This window comes from Streptomyces sp. UNOB3_S3, from assembly GCF_020740895.1.
Lineage (GTDB): Bacteria > Actinomycetota > Actinomycetes > Streptomycetales > Streptomycetaceae > Streptomyces.
Genome location: NZ_JAILXP010000013.1, coordinates 20,348 through 40,631 on the forward strand (window position 1 = coordinate 20,348; position 20,284 = coordinate 40,631).

Here is a 20,284-nt window from a genome sequence, read left to right on the forward strand (position 1 = left end):
CGTCCTTCACGGACATCTGAGGTACATCCCGCGCCGGCCGTGTTCTTGCGTACGCCGGGCCATGGCTGGTCAGGAGCAGGTGAAGCCGTCTCGAAGGCTCCGGTCGGCGAGCGGGGTAACGCGTCGCGTCCGCCGATCCGGATTGCGTAGAGCCTCGTTCTCGATGGACAGCTCCGTGACCGCCATCAGCGCAGGAACGCCGTCGTGCGGCGCTCGGCGGCCAGTTCGTTCTTGGCTTGCCTCAGGGCCTCGCGCGTCTTCTCCAGCTCACGGGCCATCGTGGCCATCGATTCCGGGACGGCATCGCGGGCCGTGACCTGAGCCTGGAAGCTCTCCACCAAGTCGGGGTGCTGGTAGACGGTGTCGCGGCGCAGCCCGGCCTCGACGGCCAGCTCGCTGATGGTGAGTTTGCCAGTTACCGACCGCAGCGGGGTACCGGCCAGCAGTCGCTCTGCGGCCGCCATGATCGCCGCCCGGTCGGCGGCGGGGTCGCGCGGCTTGCCGCCCATCAGGACCTCGCCGTCGTCGGGCCGTCGTCGTGTGCGCGGCGGCTGGCCGAGTGCCGGTTGATGATGCTACGGGTGTGGCAGGCCTGGGCTTGGGCTCGCTCCCGCCTGGGGCGCGGGGCCAGCGGGTCACCGGCCGCGGCTTCCTGGTGTGCGAGCTGGTCGTTCAGCGCGTTGATATCGCGGTCGGTGTAGGCGAGGTTGGGGCAAGTGGGGCGGCATTCGGACTCGTCGGGGCCGTCTGCGGGCAGCCCGGCGTCGAGGCGGAGGCGGCGGCACGCGGCTGTCTCGGCCCGATAGACGCAGGTCATGGCGCGGCCGTGGTGGATGGCGGGGTCGGTGCTGTCCAGGAGCCGTTCGACGTTGCGGACCTTGTTGACCACGCGCCCGGCGAACGGGGCGGCCAGCATCACGCGGCGCCGGTATTCGTCCCCGGCCGGGCCGCTGACGTGCTCTCCCGCCTCCAGGGCCGCCAAGTCGTCCTCGATCTGGTCGATAATCATCTCCAGGCGTTCGACGGCGAGGTCGTCGAGCCAGCCGGAATCGGCATGGCCGGCGTAGCCGGCCGTCACTCGGGTGCGGAGGTGGCCGTACTGAAGGCCGCAGGCGATCAGACCGCCCGGTTTGCGGACCACGAAGTACGCGAGCGTGCGCCGCAGGCGTGCGGCGTGGAGGTTGCGGCCAGAGGGATCGGGCGGGATCACCGGTGTGCCGCCGGGCTGGTGGAAGTCGGCGTTGACCCAGGCGACGAAGGCGCGGACGGCCTTGTTGATGTGGTAGGTGGTCGCGGCTCGCTGCTCGCGCAGGCGGCGGGTGTTCTGCCACCGGGAGCAGGGGAACAGCAACGGGTAGTCGGCAAGTTGCTCCAGAACGGCGATGGCCTTGGCCACGGGGGCGACCACGGTCCACGTCCTGATGGTGGCCTGCAGCTCATCCGGGTTGCGCACCTTGCCCTTGCTGGGGTGACCGTCCACGCTCAGGCGGCCCTTTTCGTCGGTCGTCAGGCAGCCGCGGCGCAGTCCGAGAGCCTCGCCGGGCCGCATGCCCGACAGGTAGGCGATCACGATGAAGCACGCAGCCGAGAGGTGGCGCACGAGCGGACGCAGCTCCCGGACGCCGATCGGCCGGCTTCGCCAGGGAGTTCCGTGCAAGAGTCCGGTGATCGTGCCGAGGCAGGCGTCGGGCGCGACTGGTACGCCGTGCTGCTGCGCGAGCTGGATGATCTGCGCGGAGATCTTGCGGACCCGGTGGGCGGTGCAGCCCAGCAGCCGGGCGAGGTGCGGGACGTCGAGCACGATGTCGCCGTTCTCGTCGGGCTTGCCGGGCAAGAATCCGCCGGAGGCGGCCAGCTGCTGGATGTACGCGGCGGCTCGCCCGGCGACCGGGTGGCGTCGGCCGCTGCCGATGGAGTTCGGCAGCGGGTGCGTACCGGCCTGGATCTGGTGGTGCTCGGTGAGCGCGCCGATGATGTCGGGCGCGAAGTCCTCCACCATGTGCAGCGACCAGGCCAGCAGGGCCTCCATCGTCTCCGGCGGGATCCGCGGAGTGCGGTTGTTCCGGGTCTTCACGACGGCGTCGGCCAGCTCGAGACTGGAGGGTGCTCCCCATGGCCGGGGTCCGGGAAGGCGGCAGGACGCGGGCAGGTGGTCGCGGTAGGCCCACAGCACGCGGACGGCTTGGAGCAGCTGGGCGCGGCGGCCCGGGCTGCGGGCGAGGCCGAGTACATGGACGCGGTAGAGGTCCAGGTCGTCGTCGGTGACGTCGGCGAGGCGCCGTACGTGTTGGGTGATGAGCCACTGGGTGAAGACCAGCAGGTCCCCGGTCCATCCGCGCAGCGTGTCGAACGCCGCTGACTCTCCCGGCGGTCCCAGCGTCAGGACGGCGGGCCGGGGATGGTCCAGTACGGCGAGGGCGAACGTCTTGATGGGGTTGGTGAAGCGCCGAGGGAACTTCTCCCAGTGCAGGCACCTGCCTACCCAGTGCGCGTCGGTCTCGGCGTGGTCCAACACCCACAGGTCCTCGGCGAAACGGGACAGCTCGGCCCGCGCGACTCCGGGGCGCAACGGCCGGCCGCGCAGCACGATCGTGTCCGGGGCGGGCCAGGACACCTCGACGGTATCCGCCTGTTCGGCGGGCGCCCGGGTGTTCATCACAGGTCCAGTCGTCCTTCCAGGAGGTCGTCGGCCAGGTGCCGATCCTGCTCGGTCAGCTGTGTGCGGGCCTGCTCGCGGTCCGCGGCGGTGTAGTGGGGTGGTCCGATCAGGTGGGTCAGCCGGGCGAAGGCATCTCCGTAGCGGAAGGCCCACACATCCGGGTCTATGTGGGTGCGCAGTTGCGCGAGCTGGTCGTGGACGTAGACCTGGACCGGAAGGTGATGGGGCAGCGCGCGGGCGTTGCGGCAGCTCAGGCATGCCAGGAAGGACGCGGTGCACGGCTCGCCCGGGGGCGTGTCGGGGCCATCGCGGTGGTCGGCGCAGCTGGCCAGGACGGTGTCCTCCTGCCCGGCCAGGATCCGCTTGAGGACATCGGGCCCCACGCCCATCTCGGCCGCCGCCCGCTGCGGATCCTCCTCGGCCATCGCCGCGAACGCGGCGCTGAACACCGGCACCTGCTGGCGGCCACGGGCCTTGGCGACCTGCTCTTCCAGAGCGGTTCGCACGATCTCACGGCCTTCGCGCCGTACTGCGGGGCTGCGTTTGAGGTAGCGGTCGTTGAGGGTCTGGCGACTGTGCGCGACCGGGCGCCGGATGCGCTCCAGCGCGGTCTGGCGCAACCGCAGCACGTCGACGCTCGGCAGGCCCGTGACCTGATCGTCTGGTTCCGGGCTGTCGTCGTCCGGTGCCTCTTCGACGTCGCCCGTCGTCGTGGCGCCGCGGCGGGGCAAGAGCGGGAAGCCGTTGCCCGCCGCCCAGTCCGTCGTGTGCGAGGAGGCGATGCCGCCGGCCCACCGGCCATGGTTGAGCTTCGTCGTCCGTACGTATCCGAACGCCAGGTCGTGGCCTCCGTGTCGTCGTGAGAGCTCAGTCAGCTCCAGCAACAGCAGGTACACCCGCAGCGGCGAGCGGAACAGCCGCACCTCGCTGTCGTCGCCGTCGACGAACAGGCCAGCCAGACTCTCGGGGAGGTCCTCCACAGGCGTGACCATGTACTCGCGGTCCGGCCCCCGCCTCGGCTTGGTCCCCTCCACCAAAGCGAGCGCCGGGGCGCCGGCTACGCCGCCGTCGGGGCGAAAGTGCGCGGCCGGCCACGTCCCCACCGTGCCGAAGTTCTCGCCGGTCATGTCCACCAGCAGCAGCGAGAAGGCCGCCGCCTCCAGCCGAGTCAGGCACAATCCGGTCACCAAGGCGCCCGTCCCGCCGTACCGCCGCATCCACTTGAAGGGACGGCCCGCGCCGTCGCGCGGAACATCGCCGGTGCGGTCGATCACATCCAGCGCCCCGCCGAGCCGCTCCTCGTCAGCCTCGGTCTCGCCCCGCCGGTAGCAATCGAGAAGATCGCGGGAGGCGCGGATCCGGTCCCGGGCCGAGCGGACATCGTGGCGGACGGCGGTCAGGATCTGCTGCCGCTCGTCCTCGCTATACGCCAACACCGCGTCCGTCTCCCGCTCCGGCAGCCGCCCGTGCAGGATCGCCGCCCGGGTAGCTGCCGGAAGGCAGGGCGCGTCACGCATCAGCGTCCGCAGCCGCCACGCCGACGGCAGCTGCGAGCCCGGGGACAGAGACAGCTTGAACGCCGCCACATGGGCGGACGAGATCTCCTCCGGCCGCTGCGGCACATCGCTCTGTTTCGACAGGAACGTCGCGAACCGCACCAGCATCGTGAAGTACGAGCCCGCCGTCTTGATGCTCTTCACCCCGCGCCGCGGGCCAGTCGCCGCGGCAAACACCTCGGCCAGCTACCGCTGCAGCTCACCCGAGACGGGCACGCCGCAGAAGTCGAAGACGCGCGAGTGACAGCCCTTCTCATCGATGTACCGCACCGCGCACTCGCCATCGGCGACGAGCAACCGCTCGGGTGGCCGCCAGCCCGCCGCGGGCAACGAGGCCCGGCGGCCACGCCGGCTCACGACCAACCCTCCCCAGTCCGGCGCGCCGACGGGCTGGCCGGGACAACGCGGCGCAGGACCCGGTCGCTCGACGCCCCGATCCGCTCCGCGAGCCGACTGACGGCGGCGTGCTCCTCCTCGTCGAGCAGCGACATCAGGTAGTCCGTCTCCAGAGCGGTGAAGGGCTCCAGGTACCAGTCCTTCGTCGTTTGCGGGCTTGCATGGCCCAGGAGGCCGGCCAGCTGAAACCACACATCGCCGAACTGGTCCCGGAACTCGCGCAGCTCGGTCTCGGTGAAGCCCTCCACCCGCTGGTTCCACACCAGTGACAAGATCGAGAACCAGCGCAGGGCGAAGGAATGCCGGCACATGTGCGGGCGGCAGAACAGCGGCACCGTTCCCCGACCGCCCGCGCGCTTCCACGCGGCGGCGACGCACTGGTTGGCCTCGGTGAACCGCTTCTCCCAGCTGTGGGCGTGCATCGGCAGTCCGTGCACTCCGAGCCAGACCGCCAGCGGCTCCAGGCCCTCCTCGGTCTGCCGGAACAGCCGCAGCCGCTCCTCAGGCTCCAGAGCGTCCAGCGACTTCGTAGTGCTACCCCCGCTCGTCAGGACGGTCAGCGTACGAGCCTGCGGGCTCAAACGTGTGACGATCTCTATGCCGGGAAGCCGGTCGTAGCGTCCCGCGCGCCGGGCCCTGCGGACGGCCTCCGCGCGGGAGCCTTCGATCGGGTCCATGTAGCCCGCCACCGACGCCACAACCCCAGCCGGAACCCGGTAGTCCCGACCCTCCCGCTTGCCCTTGGCGCAGGCGCGCGCCAAGTGAGCTCGGGGAAACCGGCCAGCGGCATCTGCGGAGGGCAGCTCGACGTCCAGGACGCTGCCCCACTCCGCCAGCCGCAGGCCCGTTGCCGTACAGCCCGTCGACGAAGGCACAGTCCCGGTCCTCGTTGGCGCCACGCCACCTCTCGGCCCGCAAACCGTCGAAGGCATAGCCGCGGAAGCCGATGTCCCGCCACTGCTCGAAGGCACCGCGCAGCAGCCACTTCACCCTCCGTCGGATCGAGCCCGCCGGACGAGCAGGATCACGCCGCCCACGCTCCGGGGCGATGTCGCCCGGGTCCGCCGCCCCCAGCACGTCGCCGGTCGCCACGGGGTTCGAGCACCCATAAACCGGACTGGCCCATGAGTAGAAGGAGTTCAACGCCGCCTGATCGGTGTCGAAGGAGGTGGGCTCGATCCGCTCCTCGTTGCGAACGTCGGTGATCCGCCAGAACTTGAAGTCCGTGTAGTCCTCGCCGGTCGCTTCGTCCCATGAGATGCCGAGGCTGTCCAGGAAGCCGAGCCACACCGCGAGCGAGTAGGCATACCGCCGCCAGGTCGACGGCTGCTTGGATGCGATCTTGCTCTTGCGGAAATACAAGTTGATCCGTGGGTCGGGCAGCCGGTCATCCGCCGGGAACAAGATGGGGGTCCGGTGACGCGCGCCGTTCCGCTGTGCCCAAGCCAGGACGTCGCCGAACTCTCGAGCCCACGCCTCGTCTGGTGGTGCAGCGGGCCGGTTCAGGTCGTAGAACTCAACAATCCACCCAGTCTCGACACCCACTCAGGTCCCCCACTGCTCCCCAGAATCCGACAGCTATGGAGAGAGTAGAGAAGGATCAGAAGCCACGCCGCGTTCGCGGCCTCTTCGCCGACGAGGGTGTTCCCCGGCCAGCCGCACTCGGCCACCACGGTCTTGAGCCACGCGGTGTTGTCCGCGTCCACCACGCGCATCGCCTCCCAGTCCGACTCGACGTCGTCCTGGCCCTCGCGGACGCCGCGGGCGTGCTGGTCGACGGCTACGCGTCGTACGAGTTCGGCGGCCAGTTCGGGGTTGAGTGGATTCGTCATCGTGCCCCCTTCTCCTGCGCGTACATCAGCACCGCGAGCGAGGCGCCGGACAGGACCATCCGTCCGTCCATGGCGGCCTTGACCGCGTCGGGCAGTGGCCACCACTCCAGCGTCATGCCGGTCTCTGTGCCGTTCAGCTTCTGCTGACCGACGGTCAGGCCCGAGGCGGCGTACATGTGGAGGCGGCAGGTGTTCTTGGCCATGAGCGCGGCCTCGCCCAGACGCCGCCAGGTCGTGGCGGTGATGCCGGCCTCCTCGGCCAGCTCCCGCCGAGCCGCCGCCTCCGGGGTCTCGCCCGGCTCGATCGTGCCCCCTGGCGGGGTCAGCACCTCGCCGTGCACGTACGAGGCGTACCGCACAAGGGCGATCCGTCCCTCGTCGTCCTCCGCGACCGCGAGTGCCCCGTCGGGGACTTCGACGACCCGGAATCCGCTGCGTGCGCCGTCCGGCTGGATCACCTCGTCCTCGTGCACTTGGAGCCGGCCTTGGGCGTAGGCGGTGCGTCGGGACAGCTGCTCCCACCTCGGCGTGATCGTGGTCAACGGTGATTCCCCTCCCTACTCGGTGATCTCGTGCAGAAGATCGGCGGCTTCAGTGACCGTGAACACGGTGTGCTGCGGGCGCGGGGCTGTGCGGGGCGGCGTGCGTCCGTGAGAGACCCACACCGTGGTCAGGCCCATGATGTGCGCGCCTGCGACGTCGTGTTCGAGGCTGTCTCCGACCATGGCCACGTGCGGCCCCGGCTGGGAGTCGAGCCGGGTGATGGCGTGGCGAAAGATCTGTGCATCGGGCTTGCGGATCTTCACGGCGTCGGAGATGACGACGGTGTCCACCAGATCGTGTAAATCGGCTTGGCGCAGCTTGTTCGTCTGGTTGTCGACCATGCCGTTGGTGACTACCCCCAGTTGCCAGCCTGCTTCCCGCAGGCCGGCGAGCATCGCGTGCACTTGTGGGTCCGGCTCGACGAGCTGTGGCATGCGCTTCCGGTACTGGGCGTGTAGTCCTTTCACCGGCGGCCGCACACCGAATGTGGTCTTGGCCAGCTCGAAGAATTCTGCCCGGCGCGACGAGTACTCGGGGTCCGCTTTCAGCAGCCATTCCAGCGGCACACCGTGTTCGGCGGAGAACTCCGCCGCCCATTTCGCGAAGATCTCCCGGCGTGGGATCAGGGTGTCGTCGAGGTCGAACAGGGCCACCTGTTCACGCATCTGCGGGCTCCTCTTCCCTCGGGGCGGGCACCTTCGCGGTCGCGTACTGGGCTGCTTCGATTTTGAGGAGTTCGCTGTGGGCGGGCGCGATGGCGTAGCTGTACGGCCCGCACACCCCCGCGCTGTGATGAGTAGCGGCGGCCAGAGCGGCGTCCAGCCGTTCACGCGGACCCAGGCCAACTGGAGCCGTGGCGTGAAAGGCACCGAGGGCCAAGTCGCTGCCGCAACCCACGGCCGCGTATCCGTCAGCCGGCTCACCCACTTGATAGTCGCCCCCGATGACGAACAGGCGTCCATAGACGCCGACGAGGAACGTGCCGGCCCACTCCTGCTCGGAGTCCTTACGCGCCCATCCGCCGTCCTTCAGGCACGTGCGCACCTTGTCCACGAACTTCGTGGCCATGAACCGCTCAAGGTCGCCCTTGGGCCTGGGCGCCTTGAAGGCATGGTGCAGCAGCTGTCCCATGCGGAAGCTGGTGGTGAAGCCCATGGCATAGGGGCCGTTGCGGAACACCTTCGAGTCCTTGCGGATTGCGATGGACAAGCTGTTCCTGGAGACTCCGGCGGAATCCCCGCCGATGTGCACCTGGTCTTCGTGGACCAGGCCGACGATCACGGTCATGCTTCCCCCTATGCTCGTGCTTCGTGGATGACGTGACGGTGCAGGTGCTTCGGGTTCTGGTACGCCTTCATCGGGGGACTGGCCCGTAGGCCGCGGCCGGCGCGCCCGTGACCAGCGCCCAGTAGCGATCACGATGCGACCAGTGCCACCACTCGGTCGGGTAGTTCACGAACCCCGCGCTGGACATGACGGTTGCGAGAATTCGGCGGCGCGCTCGGTGCAGGGAGCTGATGTTCGCGGCGTCCATGTAGCAGGCGCCCTCGCTCTCCTCCGGTGTCGAATTTGTTCGCGTCCCCAGGTCGAGCTCCGCCCCGCTGGAGTCGGCGAGGGTGATGTCGACGGCTGCGCCGGCGGGGTGCGGGGCGACGTCGGGCGGCGAGACGTAGCGGCTGGCCGCCGAGTGGACCTGCTCGGCCGTCCACTGCGGGTTCTCCGCCCGCAGCTGCTCGGCGTACTCGGCGAAGTACTCCTCTTGGAGCCGCGGTGGCCGGTAGCCCTCGACCAGCAGCAGCCGCAGTCCATCAGGAAGGGCGGCCTGCGCGGACAGGAGTCGCTCGAGGACGTTCTTGCGCACGTGCGCGAAGTGCCCGGCCGTGTCCTGCCGACTTTTGTCGATCAGAAGTTCGCTACTGCGCGCGTCGACCAGTCGCTCGCCGCATTCGCGCACGGGTATGGCCGCGACCTTGGGGTCGGACATCAGAACGATCTCACTCATGCGACGTCTCCCGTGTAGAAGCCGTTCAGCCCGCCGGCCTGGGCGATGAGCTCGGGGAGGCTGGCCTGGACTGAGGGCGGCATGAACCGCAGACCGGTGAGTTTGTCCAGCGGGATCCACTCGGCGCCGGTCTGTACGTCGTCCGGCACGGTGGCGCCGAGCGTGTCCGGTTCCTCGACGAAGTGGCACCAGAACAGGGCTTCGACGCGGTGGACGTGCGGTGTGCTCGGGCTGTCCGGGTGGTTCCATGGGATGTGCTCGCGCAGCTGGATCAGGGGTCCGGCGGTGACGCGGACGCCGGTTTCCTCGAGGACCTCGCGTTCGATGCAGGCGGCCAGCGTCTCGCCGGGCTGTTGTCCGCCCCCGGGCAGCCAGTAGGTTCCGGGTTTCGGCCAGTCGCCCCGGCCGAGCAAGACGTGGTCGTCGCGGACGACGAGGCCAGTCGTCGAGATCCTGATGTAGCGGTCGTTCAAGGTTCCCCTCCTATCGGTCTTTGCTGAGTTCGTAGAGTTCCTGGAACAGGCCGCCCCCGGTGACGAGCTGGTCGAAGGTGCCCTGTTCGGTGACCCGGCCGTGCTCCATCACGACGATCCGGTCCGCGATGCGGGTGTTGTCGAGCCGGTGGGTCACCACGACGGTGATGCGGTCGGCCGCGATCTTCTTGAGCTCGGTGAAAATCGCGTGTTCCCCTCGGGCGTCCATCTCCGAGGTGGGCTCGTCGAGGACCAGGACGGCCGGCTGCCGGTACAGTGCCCGTGCGCAGGCGAGCCGTTGCCACTGCCCGCCGGAGAGGGTGACGCCGCCGAACAGCTCGCGGGCGAGGAGCGTGTCGAGCTGCTGGGGAAGTTCTTGGACGACGTCGACCATGCCGACCTGCTCGAGGGTTTCCCAGACGGCTTCGTCGTCGAAGGTGCGGGGCTGGCCCAGGGTGACGTTCTCGCGCACGGACAGGGGCCAGCAGGCGAAGCTCTGCGGCACCACCGCGGTCCGCTCCGCTACTTCGGTCACGTCGGCGGCGGCGAGGTCGGTGCCGTCCCAGGTGATGCGGCCCTTGTCCGCCTCCGTCAGGCCGAGCAGGAGCCGCACGAGCGTGGACTTGCCGGATCCGTTCTCGCCGACCAGCGCCACGACCTCCCCGCGCCGCAGCGTCAGCGTCAGATCGTCCACGGCCGGGGAGGTCTTGTTCGGGTAGGAGAACGTCACCTTCTCCACTCGCACGCTCTCCACAACCGGCGGCACCGGAGCGCCGCCCTCGTGCGGGGCCAGGCGCTTGGCGTCGGCGATGAACCGCGCCCAGTCGCCGAGGTAGAGGCTGTTCTGGAACATGCCGACGGTGGCCTGGAGCAGATCCCGCATGTTCGCCAGGGCGGCGCGCACCGCGACGATGACGGTCGCGGAGACCGCCAGGGAAACGCGGCCCGAGACGGTCAGCAACAGCAGCACCCCGTACGCGCCGACCAGGCACAGCCCGCTCGCGGCGTACGACAGGAGGCTGACCCGCAGTTGCCGGGGAACTTCTGAGAGGATCCGCGCGGTGACGACCTGGCCCATCCGCTCGTACCAGAACCGCAGGTAGGCGATCATCGCGTTGCCGCGGATCTCGTCGCCGAAGTGGATGTTGGTGGCGTAGCCGCGCATCATCGACATCACGGTGCGCCCGGCCGCGTTGACCACGTGGGTCCGGTATTCGATCTTCGCCCGGAGCACCGTGCCTACGCCCGACGGCAGTACCGCGAGCATGAGGACGGCGAGCATCAGCGGGTGCAGTCCGGCCAGCACGCCGCCGGCTGCCACCAGCCGCACGAGCGACCCGAGGAAGGTCTGGGTGTCGGTGACCATCCGGTCGTAGCGCACGGCTCCGGCCTGGGCGCGGTCGTGGTCCTGCTTGAACTGCGGGTTGTGGAACGTGGCGAGCTTGACCGTGAGCACGGCGTTCACCAGCGCGTTGTCGGCCGACAGGTACAGCTTCGGCCGCAGCCGTTGCTCGGCCCACTGCCCGAACGCGTGCGCGCCTCGCGAGAGGGCCGCCGCGATACCGCCGACGATGAACCACGGCAGTGCCTGGTGGACGCGCTCGCCGACGCTGCCTGTGCCGACGAGCGGCACCATCGCCTTGGCGGTCACCGCCAGCACCACCGCCGCGCTCGCCCCGGCAGCGACCTCGGCCAGCAGCAGCACGATCGCCGCCGTGCGGTCGAGCTTCCATGCCATGTGCGCGACCTGCCCGAACAGGCGTGGGATCCTCGCGCACAGCCGCAGGAACCCGCCCTCCTCCAGCGCGTTCCGCGCGCCCGTGCCCTTGTAGCTGATCAGTCCCGGTTCCGGCATCGACGGCCTGTTCAGCGTCCGGGCCCGTTTACTGTCTGACGAGTTTTCCACCGTCCTGTTCTCCCTCCCCTTGGGTAAAGAGCACCTGGTTAAAGACACCCAGCGCCTACTGAGGTTTTCGCGTGGGTGTCGGGTCGTGACGAGTGATCGTGAGGCCGGTTTCAGTGAGGCAGCCGTCGATCAGGTCAGGCCGGTACTGGATCTGCCGCAAGCCGTGGCGGAGGGTGCGGGTGAGGTGGTCGGCGTCGGTGAAGGCCGTGTTGGCCAGAGGGCCGCGCCGCAGCAGAGACCAGACGCCCTCGACGGGATTGAGGTCGGGTGCATAGGTGGGCAGGTGGACGATGGTCAGCCAGTCATGGGCGTCGGCGTACTGGCGTATCCCGGCCGCCCGGTGGGTGTTCAAATTATCCCAGACGAGGATGACCGGGCCGCCCAGCTGCTGGTGAGCACAGGCGATCAGGTCCCGGTAGTCGGTCCAGTCGAAGCTCGTCCGCTCATGTTTGCGTTTGTTGTAGACGCGGGGCCGGTAGATCAGCCGGGAGCGTTCGCCGGGCCGGTAGCAGACCATGGCCGCAACCGAGATGCGCCGGAAGGAACGGCCCCTGACCCGCACCACCGGGGTATGCCCGCGCCGGCCCCATGTGCGGGCGCGTGGCGGCGTCATCGAGAAACCGGCCTCATCCTCGAAGCAGACCCAGGCCCCGAGCGCCGCCGCGGTGCTTCCACGCATGGCCACACGTCCTTCTTCCACAACTGCACCGCATGCTCGTCACGCTCCACGGCACGGCGGGCCGGGCACTGCCAGGACCAGCCGTTGCGGTGCAGCAGACGCCACACACCCGCCACCGACACGGTCAGGTGGAAACGCCTGCCGATCACCGTCTTCACCCGTGCCAGCGTCCACCGCTGGTCCTTCCAGCCATGCGCCGCCGGCCCCTGGGCCAGCAGCTCTTCGAGCACGGCGAACTGCCGGGCACTCAGCTTCGACCGATGCACCGGGCCCGTGGCCTCCAGCCCCCGCATCCCGCTCTCGCGCCAGGCACGACGCCAGCGTTCCACCGAGCGTTCACTCACACGCAGGTCCCTGGCGATCACCGCAGTCTTCTCTCCCTGGGCAAACCGCTCGCCCGCTTCCATCCGGATCCGCTCTCTCAACGCCTGCTGGCCGGCGGTCAGCCCGCCCCCTTGCGCGTATCGCATGCAACCTGCGTACCGCAGGGATCACCACCCGTCACGACCCGACACCCACGCGAAAACCTCAGTAACCGGCCTGAAGGGCCAAGGACACGGGTGCTGGCGGCCGTCGACGAGTCATGCGGATCGCGTGGCGAGCGATCGCCGTGCGCGGGTCCTGTGTCAGCCGCCTGTCGGCGGGTGGATCGCACGCAGCTGAGCTGATCGAGTGAACGGCAGGCGCCTCGTCCCGATCGCTGAGAAATCGCCCATAGAGTGATCGCCCATGAGTCGGCAGCACATGGATCTTGAGGCATACGACGAGCGTGCACAGAGTGGTCCCTGCTTCGTCTGTGCGTTCCTTTCCGGGCACCCGGACTACCGCCACGAGACGGTCTTCGAGGATGAAGACCATGTGGCGTTTCTGGACCGGTGGCCCACGCTGCCGGGGAAGCTCCTTGTTGCCCCGAGGCACCACGTCGAACACGTCGTGCGCGACCTGAATGAGGCTGCCTACACGCGGCTCATGCTGTTCGTTCGCGAGATTGCCCTCGCTGCTGAGGCAGTCTTGGGACCTGAGCGAACGTACCTTTACTCGCTCGGCAGCCAGCAAGGAAATACTCACCTCCATTGGCACGTCGCGGGTTTGCCCCCCGGCGTTCCCTACAGGGAGCAGCAGTTCCACGCTTTGATGAGCGAAAATGGCGTGCTTTGCCCGACACCGGAGGACGCAGCCACGACGGCGGCTCACATCCGTGAGGCCGTTGTCACCCAGCGGGCGTCTCGACGCCGTGAACCTGTCCACCACGGCGCCTAGCGGTTGGCAGATGGAGGAACGGGCCTGTTCGTCGTTGCGGGAGGCAACGGAACTCCGAGGCTGCGGATGTGCTCGGCGAACTCGGTCGCGCCGTTGAATCGGTGGGCTTGCATGCCCACGGAACGCGCTGCGAGTACGAACGTCGGTTCGTCGTCGAAGTAGGCCAGAGCGCTTATCAAGCTGCCCATGCGGCTGGCGGCGGTTTGGTACGCGAGAGGTGAAGGCTTGTCGACGCCCAGGTCCGCCGACGGGAAGACGAAGTCGAACTCGATGCAGTGGTGCTCGAGATCCGCGCGCAGGGCATCGGTGCAGTTGGACAGCACGCCGACGGGCACGTGCTCGCGGATCTGTCGCAGGAGGCCGATCATCGTGGGGTCCGGTTCTCCGCGGTCGGCTCGCCACGGGCCGAGGTGGTCCCGGACGGCTGGCCCGTAGTCGTTCGCCAGGCGGTCGGCGACGTCGGAGGCCCACTGCTGGTCGGTGAGGACGCCGACCCTGGCCAGGCGGTAGGCCGGGTGGTTGTACGCGTAGCGTGCGATGGTGCCCGGGGGTAGGCCGGCGCGCTGTTCGCTGGCGAGAGCGCCGGCGTTGCGCCAGTGCCGGAAGAGGCCGTTCATATCGAGGAGCAGGCCGTCGATGCTGGGCATGGGGACTCCTTCGGGGTTCGGGCTTGGCCTGGATCAGCGCGGTGCGGCCTGCTGGTAGGCGGCGACGTAGCGGTCTGCGGTGCGGCTCCAGCTGTAGGTGCTCTCGATGCGGGAGCGGCCGGTAGCGGCGCGCCGCTTGCGCTCGCCCGCGTCGCGCAGGGTGGTGATGAGGGTGTCGGCGAGGTCGTCGGGGTCGTCCGGTTTGACGAGCCAGCCGGTGGCGCGGGGTCCGTCAGGGACGATGGTGTGGAGTGGGCCGCCAGTGGCGGTGGCGATGGGTGGGGTGCCGCAGGCCATGGCTTCGAGGTAGATCATGCCGAAGGGCTCGCGCACGGCCGGCGCAACCATGAGATCGGCGCAGGCGAGCCCTGTGGGCAGTTCGTCGTGCCCGCGCCACCCGGCGAAGAAGACATCGCCTTCGATCCCGAGCTCCTTTGCGAGTTCGGCCGGATGCTGTCCTTCGCATTCGCCGGGGTAGCCGCCCCACATCAGCAGGGCCGGGGCGGGGTCGAGGCGGGCACGGGCGGTGGCGAAGGCGCGCAGAAGGACGGGGACGCGCTTGAAGTCGAGGAACCGGCCCACCCAGAGCAGCAGCGGCCGAAAAATACCGGCGTGGTCGCGGAGGCGGCGGAGGTCTTCGTCGGTGTAGCGGATGGAGCCCGGCGTGCCGCCAGGGGCCCAGCCGTGCGGGTCGGTGACGAGCCAGTGCCGCAGGTGCTCCAGACGCTGCTGGTCGGCGAGTCGTTGCGGGCGGAAGGTGCGGATGTCGACGCCGTTGGGGATGACGGGGAGTTCGTGGTCGAGGTCGAGGAGGCGCTGGGCGAGGTCCCGGTCGTGCTCGGAGACGACCATGAGGTGGCCGGCGTGGGGTACGGACTGGCGCAGCCGGGTCAGCCAGTACGGGGAGTGGAGCCACTTCTGCCATGCGGTGGTCGTGAGCAGTTCGGTGTCGGAGGCATCGAGGCTGGCGGCCCTCGCGATGCGCTGTGCTTGGGCGTGGCGGTGCGGGTTGCTCGTGTGAAGGAGGTGGGCTAGGTCACGCAGGGAGATCCCGAGGTGCTGGGCCAGGTTGATGCGCCGGGCCATGCCGTCGATGAGTTTGAGTTCGGTGCCGTGGAGGGTGGTGACCACCGGGGTGCCCGGGTAGGCGGCGCGGACGCTGGTCTGGAGGTGGCTGAGGTGGTGCAGGTGCACCAGGCCGGTGCCGGTGCTGCGGTGGGTGGCCAGGTGGCGGGTCCAGGCACGGGTGAGGCCGTCGGCGTCGAGAGCTGGGACGGCGCTGAAGAGCGGGTCGGGGCAGTTGCCTCGGTCTTCGTAGGAGGGGTGGAAGGGCAGGGGGGCGTGCTGGGGGTTGCCGCCGTGGCGGAAGGCGGCGAAGGCGTCGTTGTAGTCGTACGGGTGGAGGTCGAGACCTTGGTAGAACGACGGACTGTGGGAGGGGTCGCCCGGGTTGCCGAGGGAGCCGGCGTGGAGCCGGGTCGTCCACCCGCGGGTGTTGAGTTCGCGCAGGAGGTAGCGGATGACCTGGGCGCTGCCGCCGCGCGGGTAGAACAGCACGACAGTGTCCATGGAGGGCATGGGGGTGCTCCCTTCGGGCCGCTCGCCGGGCCAGTGATCGGCCCGAAGGGGAGCGGCGGATCAGGCGGTGCTGATGTCGTCGGCGAGCTGGCGCAGGATCGGGCCGTACTCGGGGTGAGCGAGGGCGTGGGCGAACTGGGCTACGAGGTAGGCCGCGGGGTTGCCGGTGTCGTACCAGCGGCCCTGGATGACCTGGCCGTACACGGCGCGGGAGGCGGCGTAGGCGTTGATGGCGTCGGTCAGGTAGACCTCACCGGTGCGGTGCTCGTACCAGCGGCGGGTCAGCTCGCGCAGTTCTTCGACGATGGCGGGGGTGATGACGTAGCCGCCGATGGCGGCGTAGGCGGACGGTGCCTCTTCCGGCTTGGGCTTCTCGACCAGGCCGGTGATGCGCAGCAGGCCGTCCTCCAGGTCCTCCTTGACCACGGGCACGCCGTAGCGCGGGGCGTCGGCCGGGTCCATCGGCATCAGGGCGAGCACGGGGCAGTGGGTCATCTCGTATGCGCGGATCAGCTGCTGGGCCCGGGGGACCTCCGAGACGAAAACATCGTCGGGCCACAGCACCAGGCACGGCTCGTCGCCGAAGTTGCGAGTGGCGTTCAGGACCGGAGTGCCGTTGCCGTAAGGGCCGTGCTGGTCAAGGTAGGTGATGTGGCCACGGCGGGCGAGTTCGGCGACTTCCTCGACAGCGTCGGCGTAGTCGGCCTTGCCGTCGGCGCGCAACTGCGTGGCCAGGGCGGGGTTGGGCCGGAAGTGATCCTGGATGAGGTTCTTGCCGCCCGAGACGACGATGGTGATGTCCGTGATGCCGGACGCCACCAGCTCGCGCACGGTGTGCTCGATCACCGGCTTGTCGCCGACCGGCAGCATCTCCTTCGGCGTCGCCTTGGTCAGCGGCAGCAGACGGGAGCCCAGTCCAGCGGCGGGAATCACTGCCCTGCGGATCGTCGTGGCCATCAATTCTCTCCCAGTCGAGTCCCCACGCCGCGCCGTCCGGCGCGGCACGGGCCGACGCTAGCGAAGCGCCGGCGCGTGCCCTGCCGGAACGGCGGGAAGCTCATCGGCACAGGAAGGCCCCGGTGTACTTGGTCACCGCGAAGTACCCGTCGCTGTCGATCGCGCGTTCCACCTGGGCGCTGACGCGGTCGCGCAGCTCGGTGAAGAAGTCGTCGTCGAGGCGCTTGTCCGGCTCAGAGGAGGCGCAGCAGTGGTTGTGGCCGACCTGGTAGAAGCGCATGAACGGGGCGGGGTCGGTGAAGCGCAGCTGGTCCTGCCAGGTGACCGTCTCGACGTGGCCGAAGTGCTTGCGCAGCTGCGGTGCGCCGTTGGCGAGGGACAGCCGGCCCTTGGGGGTGGCCTTGAACAGGTCCTCGGGCGCGCTCATGTCCTTGAGCGCTTTGAAGTGCAGGTCGTACATCTCCAGCATACTGTCGGTGCGGTCGGTGGTGAGCTGGAAGAGTCCTCCCGCGCGCAGGACCCGGCGGACTTCTGCGAAGCACCGGTCGAGGTCCGGGACGTAGTGGATCATGTAGTTGGCCATGACGTGGTCGAACGCGTTGTCGTCGAGCATGGACAGGTCGTCGGCGCTGCCTTCGATCCACCGGCACGGCGTGGCGGTCCCCTTCAGGCGCTCGTCGGCTGCGGCGAGAACGGCGGGGGCGATGTCGAGCCCGGTGATGCTGCCGTCGGCGAGGTGCGGGCGCAGGTGCTCGAGGATGAAGCCGTTGCCGCAGCCGAGGTCGAGCAGGTGCTCACTGCCCGTGAGGGCGAGGTTGTCGAGCATGTGGTCGAGCATCGACTTCGGGTTGGTGCGGAAGCGGTTGTGGACCTGCTGTTTGACGTCGAGCATGCGGGTGTCGTTGAAGAACCGGTCCCTGGCGGTCTCGGCCGAGAACTCGAAGTGCTGCTTGGGGATGATCTCCTTGGCCAGGGCGTCCAGGGCGGGAGTGCGGAAGTCCATCGTCTTCTCCTTGGTCGCAGACGAGCGGGTGGTCAGGGATGCGTGGGTTTGGCGGGCCATTTGGTGCCCACGTACTTGTGCGGCAGCAGCCCGGCGAGCGGTGTGAGGCTCGCCTGCGCGCCGTCCTGGATGACGGCGCGCAGTTCGGGCGCGTGGTCGAGGAGCAGTTCGCGGCACAGGCCGCACGGCGGGACGAGGCGGGCGCCGCAGGTCTCGGTCGGCTTGGGGTAACGGACGGCGGCCACCGCGATCAGCGGGGCGCTGGTGGTCAGCCGGGCCGCGGACAAGGCGCCGGCTTCGGCGCAGACGGCGGCCCGGCCGACCATTGCGTCGACGTGCAGGCCGAGGTGGATGCGCCGGTCGGCGTCGATGATCGCGGCGGCGATCTGGTGCCGGGCCTCGACGTAGCGGTCACGGATCGCGGTGAAGGCCGCGGCGACCAGCAGGCGCGCGGTCGCGTCCGTGCAGCGCGCAGCTGGGTCTTCGACTGCGGGGCCGCTCACGCCGTGGCCTTCAGGGCGTCGCGGTGGATCCGGGAGGGCTGGGGCCCTTTGGACCCCTGGTATTTGCCGTCGTAGAGGACGATCTTGCCCCGGGTGCGCCAGAAGGTGACCTGCGCCAGTCGGTCGCCGGCATGGACCCGTACGGGCTGGACGGCGTGGAACTGGAAGGTGGTCTGCCCTGTGGAGCCGATGTCGATGAGATCTGCGGTGACGTGGACGAACATGCCCAGGCGCGCTGCTCCGGACCTGGAGCGGATGATGGGCACGAAGTGGTTGCTGCCCAGGACTTCGACGCTGGCCCCGAGGTAGATGCGGTCCGGCGTCAGGACGAACCCTTCGCCGGGGATCGTGATCGTCTCGAACGCGTTCTCCCGGCGGGTGTCCAAGACCGTGTCGGTGTAACGGATGAGGGTCGGCCCGAGGGCGAGGTTGTAGGAGTTCGGCTGGACCTGCTCCTCGTCGAACGGGTCCAGAACGAGGCGACCAAGGGCGTGCTCGCAGGCGATCTGCGGGCCGGTGAGGATCACGACAGCCTCCGATGTGCGGTAGCGATCAGCGGGCGGTGGCGAGCAGGCCAGCGGGCGGAACGGTGGCCTCGTTGAGGGTCCCGAAGTGCCCCAGATAGGGGCGAGGGACACCGACCGTCCTCCAGAAGGTCACCTGGCCGGTGACCATGCCCGCGTAGACGCGCAGGGGCTGGACGACCTTGATCTCCAGCGTCCAGCGGTGGCAGGCACCGAGGTTGCCGAGATCGGCACTGAACTGGAGGAACATACCCAGACGGCCGAGCGAGGAGCGGCCGATCAACGACGGCACGTACTGCGTGCTGCCGATCTCCTCCATGGTGATGCCGAGATACACCCGGCCCGGCTGAAGCACCACGCCGTCGTCCGGGATGGAGAACTCCGCGAGCTCATGGGCAGCGGTCGTATCCATCACCGCAGAGCGATGGGTCCGCAGGGCGGGGCCGAGCCGGTAGTTGTAGGAGACGGGGTTGAGCAGCTCGGTGTCGAACGGCTCGATGGTCAACGCGCCCCGCCGCCGCTGGCGTACGATCTCGGGCCCTGTGAGGATCACGGCATGACCTCCCTGGCGACCTGGGCGGCCTGCCGGCGCAGGTCGTCGAGGCTGCCCGCGTTGTCTACGCGCAGCCACGGCACTGCGTCGATCGCGGCCTCGGTGATGTGCTGGTCGTCCCCCGCCGACAGGTCTCCCCGACTACGCTTGCGGGCCAGACGGAGGGGCTCGGGCGCGGTGACCTCGACCAGGCGGAAACCCAGTGCGACGACCGCTTCGACGTCCGGGGCCCGCATGTCGTCGCACAGCAGTACCGCCTGCGGCGTGGCCTGCTCGGCCTGGCGGACGCGCCATCCGAATGCATCCGTGAGGGCGTCCGGGTTGATCCGACGGATCTGAGATCCGAGGGCGTTGAGCAACTGACCGTCCTGGTCACGGCCGTCCAGAAGAGGGCGTCCGGCCACGGCGTAGATGATGGCCTGCAACTCGTACAAGGTGGCGCCGACCTTGAGGATCAGCGCGTCCGCGCCGGCCTCCGCCAACTCCAGCGCAAGCAGGCCCGTAAGCGTGGTCTTCCCGGCACCGGGCCTGCCGTAGAGCGCGACCTTGGGCATCACAGTCCTCCTTCGCGAGGATCACGGTGGGCTGGCATGCAGTGGCGACCACGCCACCCTCCAGCACCCGTCCGTGCCGTGTAAGGGAGCACGGGCGATATCTCAACTGCGTTGAATATCCTGCAAGTTATTTGCGCTCTCCCTGCCGTGAAGTGGTCGTTGCGGCTACCGTGGACGCGCCCTCGCCATGAGGAGGCGCCGTGAGTGACACGACCGCTCCGCCCACCTCTACTCTCGGCGCGCTCATACGGGGCCGCCGGGCATCGCGTGTGCCGAAGATGACTCAGGCACAGCTGGCACACCTGGTGGGTTACTCGGCGTCGTGGATCTGCCGCGTCGAAGGCGGAGAGATCGTTCCGCAGTGGGAGACCCTGGCACGCATCGCGGCTGCACTGGACATTCCAACCGATGACCTGATCACTGCCGCTCACCCTCCGGAGCGAGACCCGGTACGGGATCCTCAAAGCCCCGGGACTAACAGCATGACGGCGGCTACGGTGGCCATGGGGGACCACGAGATCCAGGAGGACGCGGTGCGGCGCAGGGGATTTCTCACCGGGACGGCCGGACTCGGAGCCGTCATGGTCACCGGCGGTCCCGCCATCGCTGCCGACCGACCCCCGGCCGACCCCGCAGCCGCTCTGGAGGCGGGGCTGTTC

General features: G+C 69.1%; 24 protein-coding genes. 2 read left to right on the forward strand and 22 right to left on the reverse strand.

All coding sequences use genetic code 11. The annotated features are described in order from the left end of the window. Positions 1-185: 185 nt before the first annotated feature. The 14 genes from K6I33_RS02900 to K6I33_RS02965 form a co-directional block, all read right to left on the reverse strand. Positions 186-509, reverse strand: a complete 324-nt coding sequence (locus tag K6I33_RS02900; RefSeq protein ID WP_229348066.1) for a hypothetical protein — start codon at positions 507-509, stop codon at positions 186-188. Beyond that, entirely contained in the window at positions 509-2,656 is a 2,148-nt protein-coding gene (locus K6I33_RS02905; RefSeq protein ID WP_229348067.1) for an integrase, read from the reverse strand. Before K6I33_RS02905 ends, K6I33_RS02900 begins: the two co-directional genes overlap by 1 nt. Beyond that, on the reverse strand, positions 2,656-4,359 hold the full coding sequence (locus tag K6I33_RS02910; protein ID WP_229348068.1) for a hypothetical protein: 1,704 nt from the start codon (positions 4,357-4,359) through the stop codon (positions 2,656-2,658). The genes K6I33_RS02905 and K6I33_RS02910 overlap by 1 nt, the downstream gene beginning before the upstream one ends. Before the next feature lie 42 nt (positions 4,360-4,401). Continuing rightward, complete coding sequence (locus K6I33_RS02915; protein WP_229348069.1) at positions 4,402-4,572, reverse strand: hypothetical protein; 171 nt, start codon at positions 4,570-4,572, stop codon at positions 4,402-4,404. Then, positions 4,569-5,288 carry a hypothetical protein gene (locus tag K6I33_RS02920; RefSeq protein ID WP_229348070.1) on the reverse strand — a complete coding sequence of 240 codons (720 nt, stop codon included), beginning with the start codon at positions 5,286-5,288 and terminating at the stop codon, positions 4,569-4,571. The genes K6I33_RS02915 and K6I33_RS02920 overlap by 4 nt, the downstream gene beginning before the upstream one ends. A gap of 825 nt (positions 5,289-6,113) precedes the next feature. Then, positions 6,114-6,443 (reverse strand): hypothetical protein, encoded by a 330-nt coding sequence (locus K6I33_RS02925; protein WP_229348071.1) that lies wholly within the window; start codon positions 6,441-6,443, stop codon positions 6,114-6,116. Continuing rightward, on the reverse strand, positions 6,440-6,985 hold the full coding sequence (locus K6I33_RS02930; protein ID WP_229348072.1) for an NUDIX hydrolase: 546 nt from the start codon (positions 6,983-6,985) through the stop codon (positions 6,440-6,442). The genes K6I33_RS02925 and K6I33_RS02930 overlap by 4 nt, the downstream gene beginning before the upstream one ends. A 15-nt stretch (positions 6,986-7,000) precedes the next feature. Continuing rightward, on the reverse strand, positions 7,001-7,651 hold the full coding sequence (locus K6I33_RS02935; RefSeq protein ID WP_229348073.1) for an HAD family hydrolase: 651 nt from the start codon (positions 7,649-7,651) through the stop codon (positions 7,001-7,003). Beyond that, positions 7,644-8,273, reverse strand: coding sequence for a hypothetical protein (locus K6I33_RS02940; protein WP_229348074.1), 630 nt, complete (start codon positions 8,271-8,273; stop codon positions 7,644-7,646). The genes K6I33_RS02935 and K6I33_RS02940 overlap by 8 nt, the downstream gene beginning before the upstream one ends. A 67-nt stretch (positions 8,274-8,340) precedes the next feature. Further along, a complete protein-coding gene (locus tag K6I33_RS02945; RefSeq protein ID WP_229348075.1) occupies positions 8,341-8,988 on the reverse strand; it encodes a M15 family metallopeptidase in 648 nt (215 codons plus the stop codon). Further along, positions 8,985-9,461 carry an NUDIX domain-containing protein gene (locus K6I33_RS02950; protein ID WP_229348076.1) on the reverse strand — a complete coding sequence of 159 codons (477 nt, stop codon included), beginning with the start codon at positions 9,459-9,461 and terminating at the stop codon, positions 8,985-8,987. Before K6I33_RS02950 ends, K6I33_RS02945 begins: the two co-directional genes overlap by 4 nt. Positions 9,462-9,471: 10 nt before the next feature. Continuing rightward, the gene (locus K6I33_RS02955) at positions 9,472-11,316 is read right to left on the reverse strand and encodes an ABC transporter ATP-binding protein (protein WP_229348077.1); all 1,845 of its coding nucleotides are present in this window, start codon (positions 11,314-11,316) and stop codon (positions 9,472-9,474) included. 106 nt (positions 11,317-11,422) lie between these two features. Further along, positions 11,423-11,980: a transposase gene (locus K6I33_RS02960; RefSeq protein ID WP_229348089.1), complete on the reverse strand. Its 558-nt coding sequence runs from the start codon at positions 11,978-11,980 to the stop codon at positions 11,423-11,425. Beyond that, the gene (locus K6I33_RS02965) at positions 11,977-12,516 is read right to left on the reverse strand and encodes a winged helix-turn-helix domain-containing protein (RefSeq protein ID WP_229348078.1); all 540 of its coding nucleotides are present in this window, start codon (positions 12,514-12,516) and stop codon (positions 11,977-11,979) included. Before K6I33_RS02965 ends, K6I33_RS02960 begins: the two co-directional genes overlap by 4 nt. A 274-nt stretch (positions 12,517-12,790) precedes the next feature. Between K6I33_RS02965 and K6I33_RS02970 the strand changes: the two genes are divergently transcribed. After that, positions 12,791-13,306: an HIT family protein gene (locus K6I33_RS02970; RefSeq protein WP_229348079.1), complete on the forward strand. Its 516-nt coding sequence runs from the start codon at positions 12,791-12,793 to the stop codon at positions 13,304-13,306. Here K6I33_RS02970 and K6I33_RS02975 read toward each other — a convergent pair. The 8 genes from K6I33_RS02975 to K6I33_RS03010 form a co-directional block, all read right to left on the reverse strand. Then, positions 13,303-13,953 (reverse strand): HAD family hydrolase, encoded by a 651-nt coding sequence (locus K6I33_RS02975; RefSeq protein ID WP_229348080.1) that lies wholly within the window; start codon positions 13,951-13,953, stop codon positions 13,303-13,305. The two genes, K6I33_RS02970 and K6I33_RS02975, sit on opposite strands and share 4 nt — an antisense overlap. A gap of 33 nt (positions 13,954-13,986) precedes the next feature. Continuing rightward, a complete protein-coding gene (locus K6I33_RS02980; RefSeq protein ID WP_229348081.1) occupies positions 13,987-15,522 on the reverse strand; it encodes a glycosyltransferase family 4 protein in 1,536 nt (511 codons plus the stop codon). A 69-nt stretch (positions 15,523-15,591) separates the two neighbouring features. Beyond that, entirely contained in the window at positions 15,592-16,488 is an 897-nt protein-coding gene (locus tag K6I33_RS02985) for a UTP--glucose-1-phosphate uridylyltransferase (protein ID WP_229348082.1), read from the reverse strand. A gap of 100 nt (positions 16,489-16,588) precedes the next feature. Further along, on the reverse strand, positions 16,589-17,491 hold the full coding sequence (locus K6I33_RS02990) for a class I SAM-dependent methyltransferase (RefSeq protein ID WP_229348083.1): 903 nt from the start codon (positions 17,489-17,491) through the stop codon (positions 16,589-16,591). Positions 17,492-17,523: 32 nt separating this feature from the next. Then, the gene (locus K6I33_RS02995) at positions 17,524-17,994 is read right to left on the reverse strand and encodes a hypothetical protein (protein ID WP_229348084.1); all 471 of its coding nucleotides are present in this window, start codon (positions 17,992-17,994) and stop codon (positions 17,524-17,526) included. Then, positions 17,991-18,521, reverse strand: coding sequence for a 2'-deoxycytidine 5'-triphosphate deaminase (locus K6I33_RS03000; RefSeq protein ID WP_229348085.1), 531 nt, complete (start codon positions 18,519-18,521; stop codon positions 17,991-17,993). Before K6I33_RS03000 ends, K6I33_RS02995 begins: the two co-directional genes overlap by 4 nt. 25 nt (positions 18,522-18,546) lie before the next feature. After that, the gene (locus K6I33_RS03005; protein ID WP_229348086.1) at positions 18,547-19,071 is read right to left on the reverse strand and encodes a deoxycytidine deaminase; all 525 of its coding nucleotides are present in this window, start codon (positions 19,069-19,071) and stop codon (positions 18,547-18,549) included. Continuing rightward, on the reverse strand, positions 19,068-19,625 hold the full coding sequence (locus K6I33_RS03010; protein ID WP_229348087.1) for a hypothetical protein: 558 nt from the start codon (positions 19,623-19,625) through the stop codon (positions 19,068-19,070). Before K6I33_RS03010 ends, K6I33_RS03005 begins: the two co-directional genes overlap by 4 nt. 200 nt (positions 19,626-19,825) lie before the next feature. Here K6I33_RS03010 and K6I33_RS36535 point away from each other — a divergent pair. Further along, positions 19,826-20,284 (forward strand): helix-turn-helix domain-containing protein (locus K6I33_RS36535; protein ID WP_374283118.1); only part of this gene is annotated, 459 nt, incomplete at its 3' end.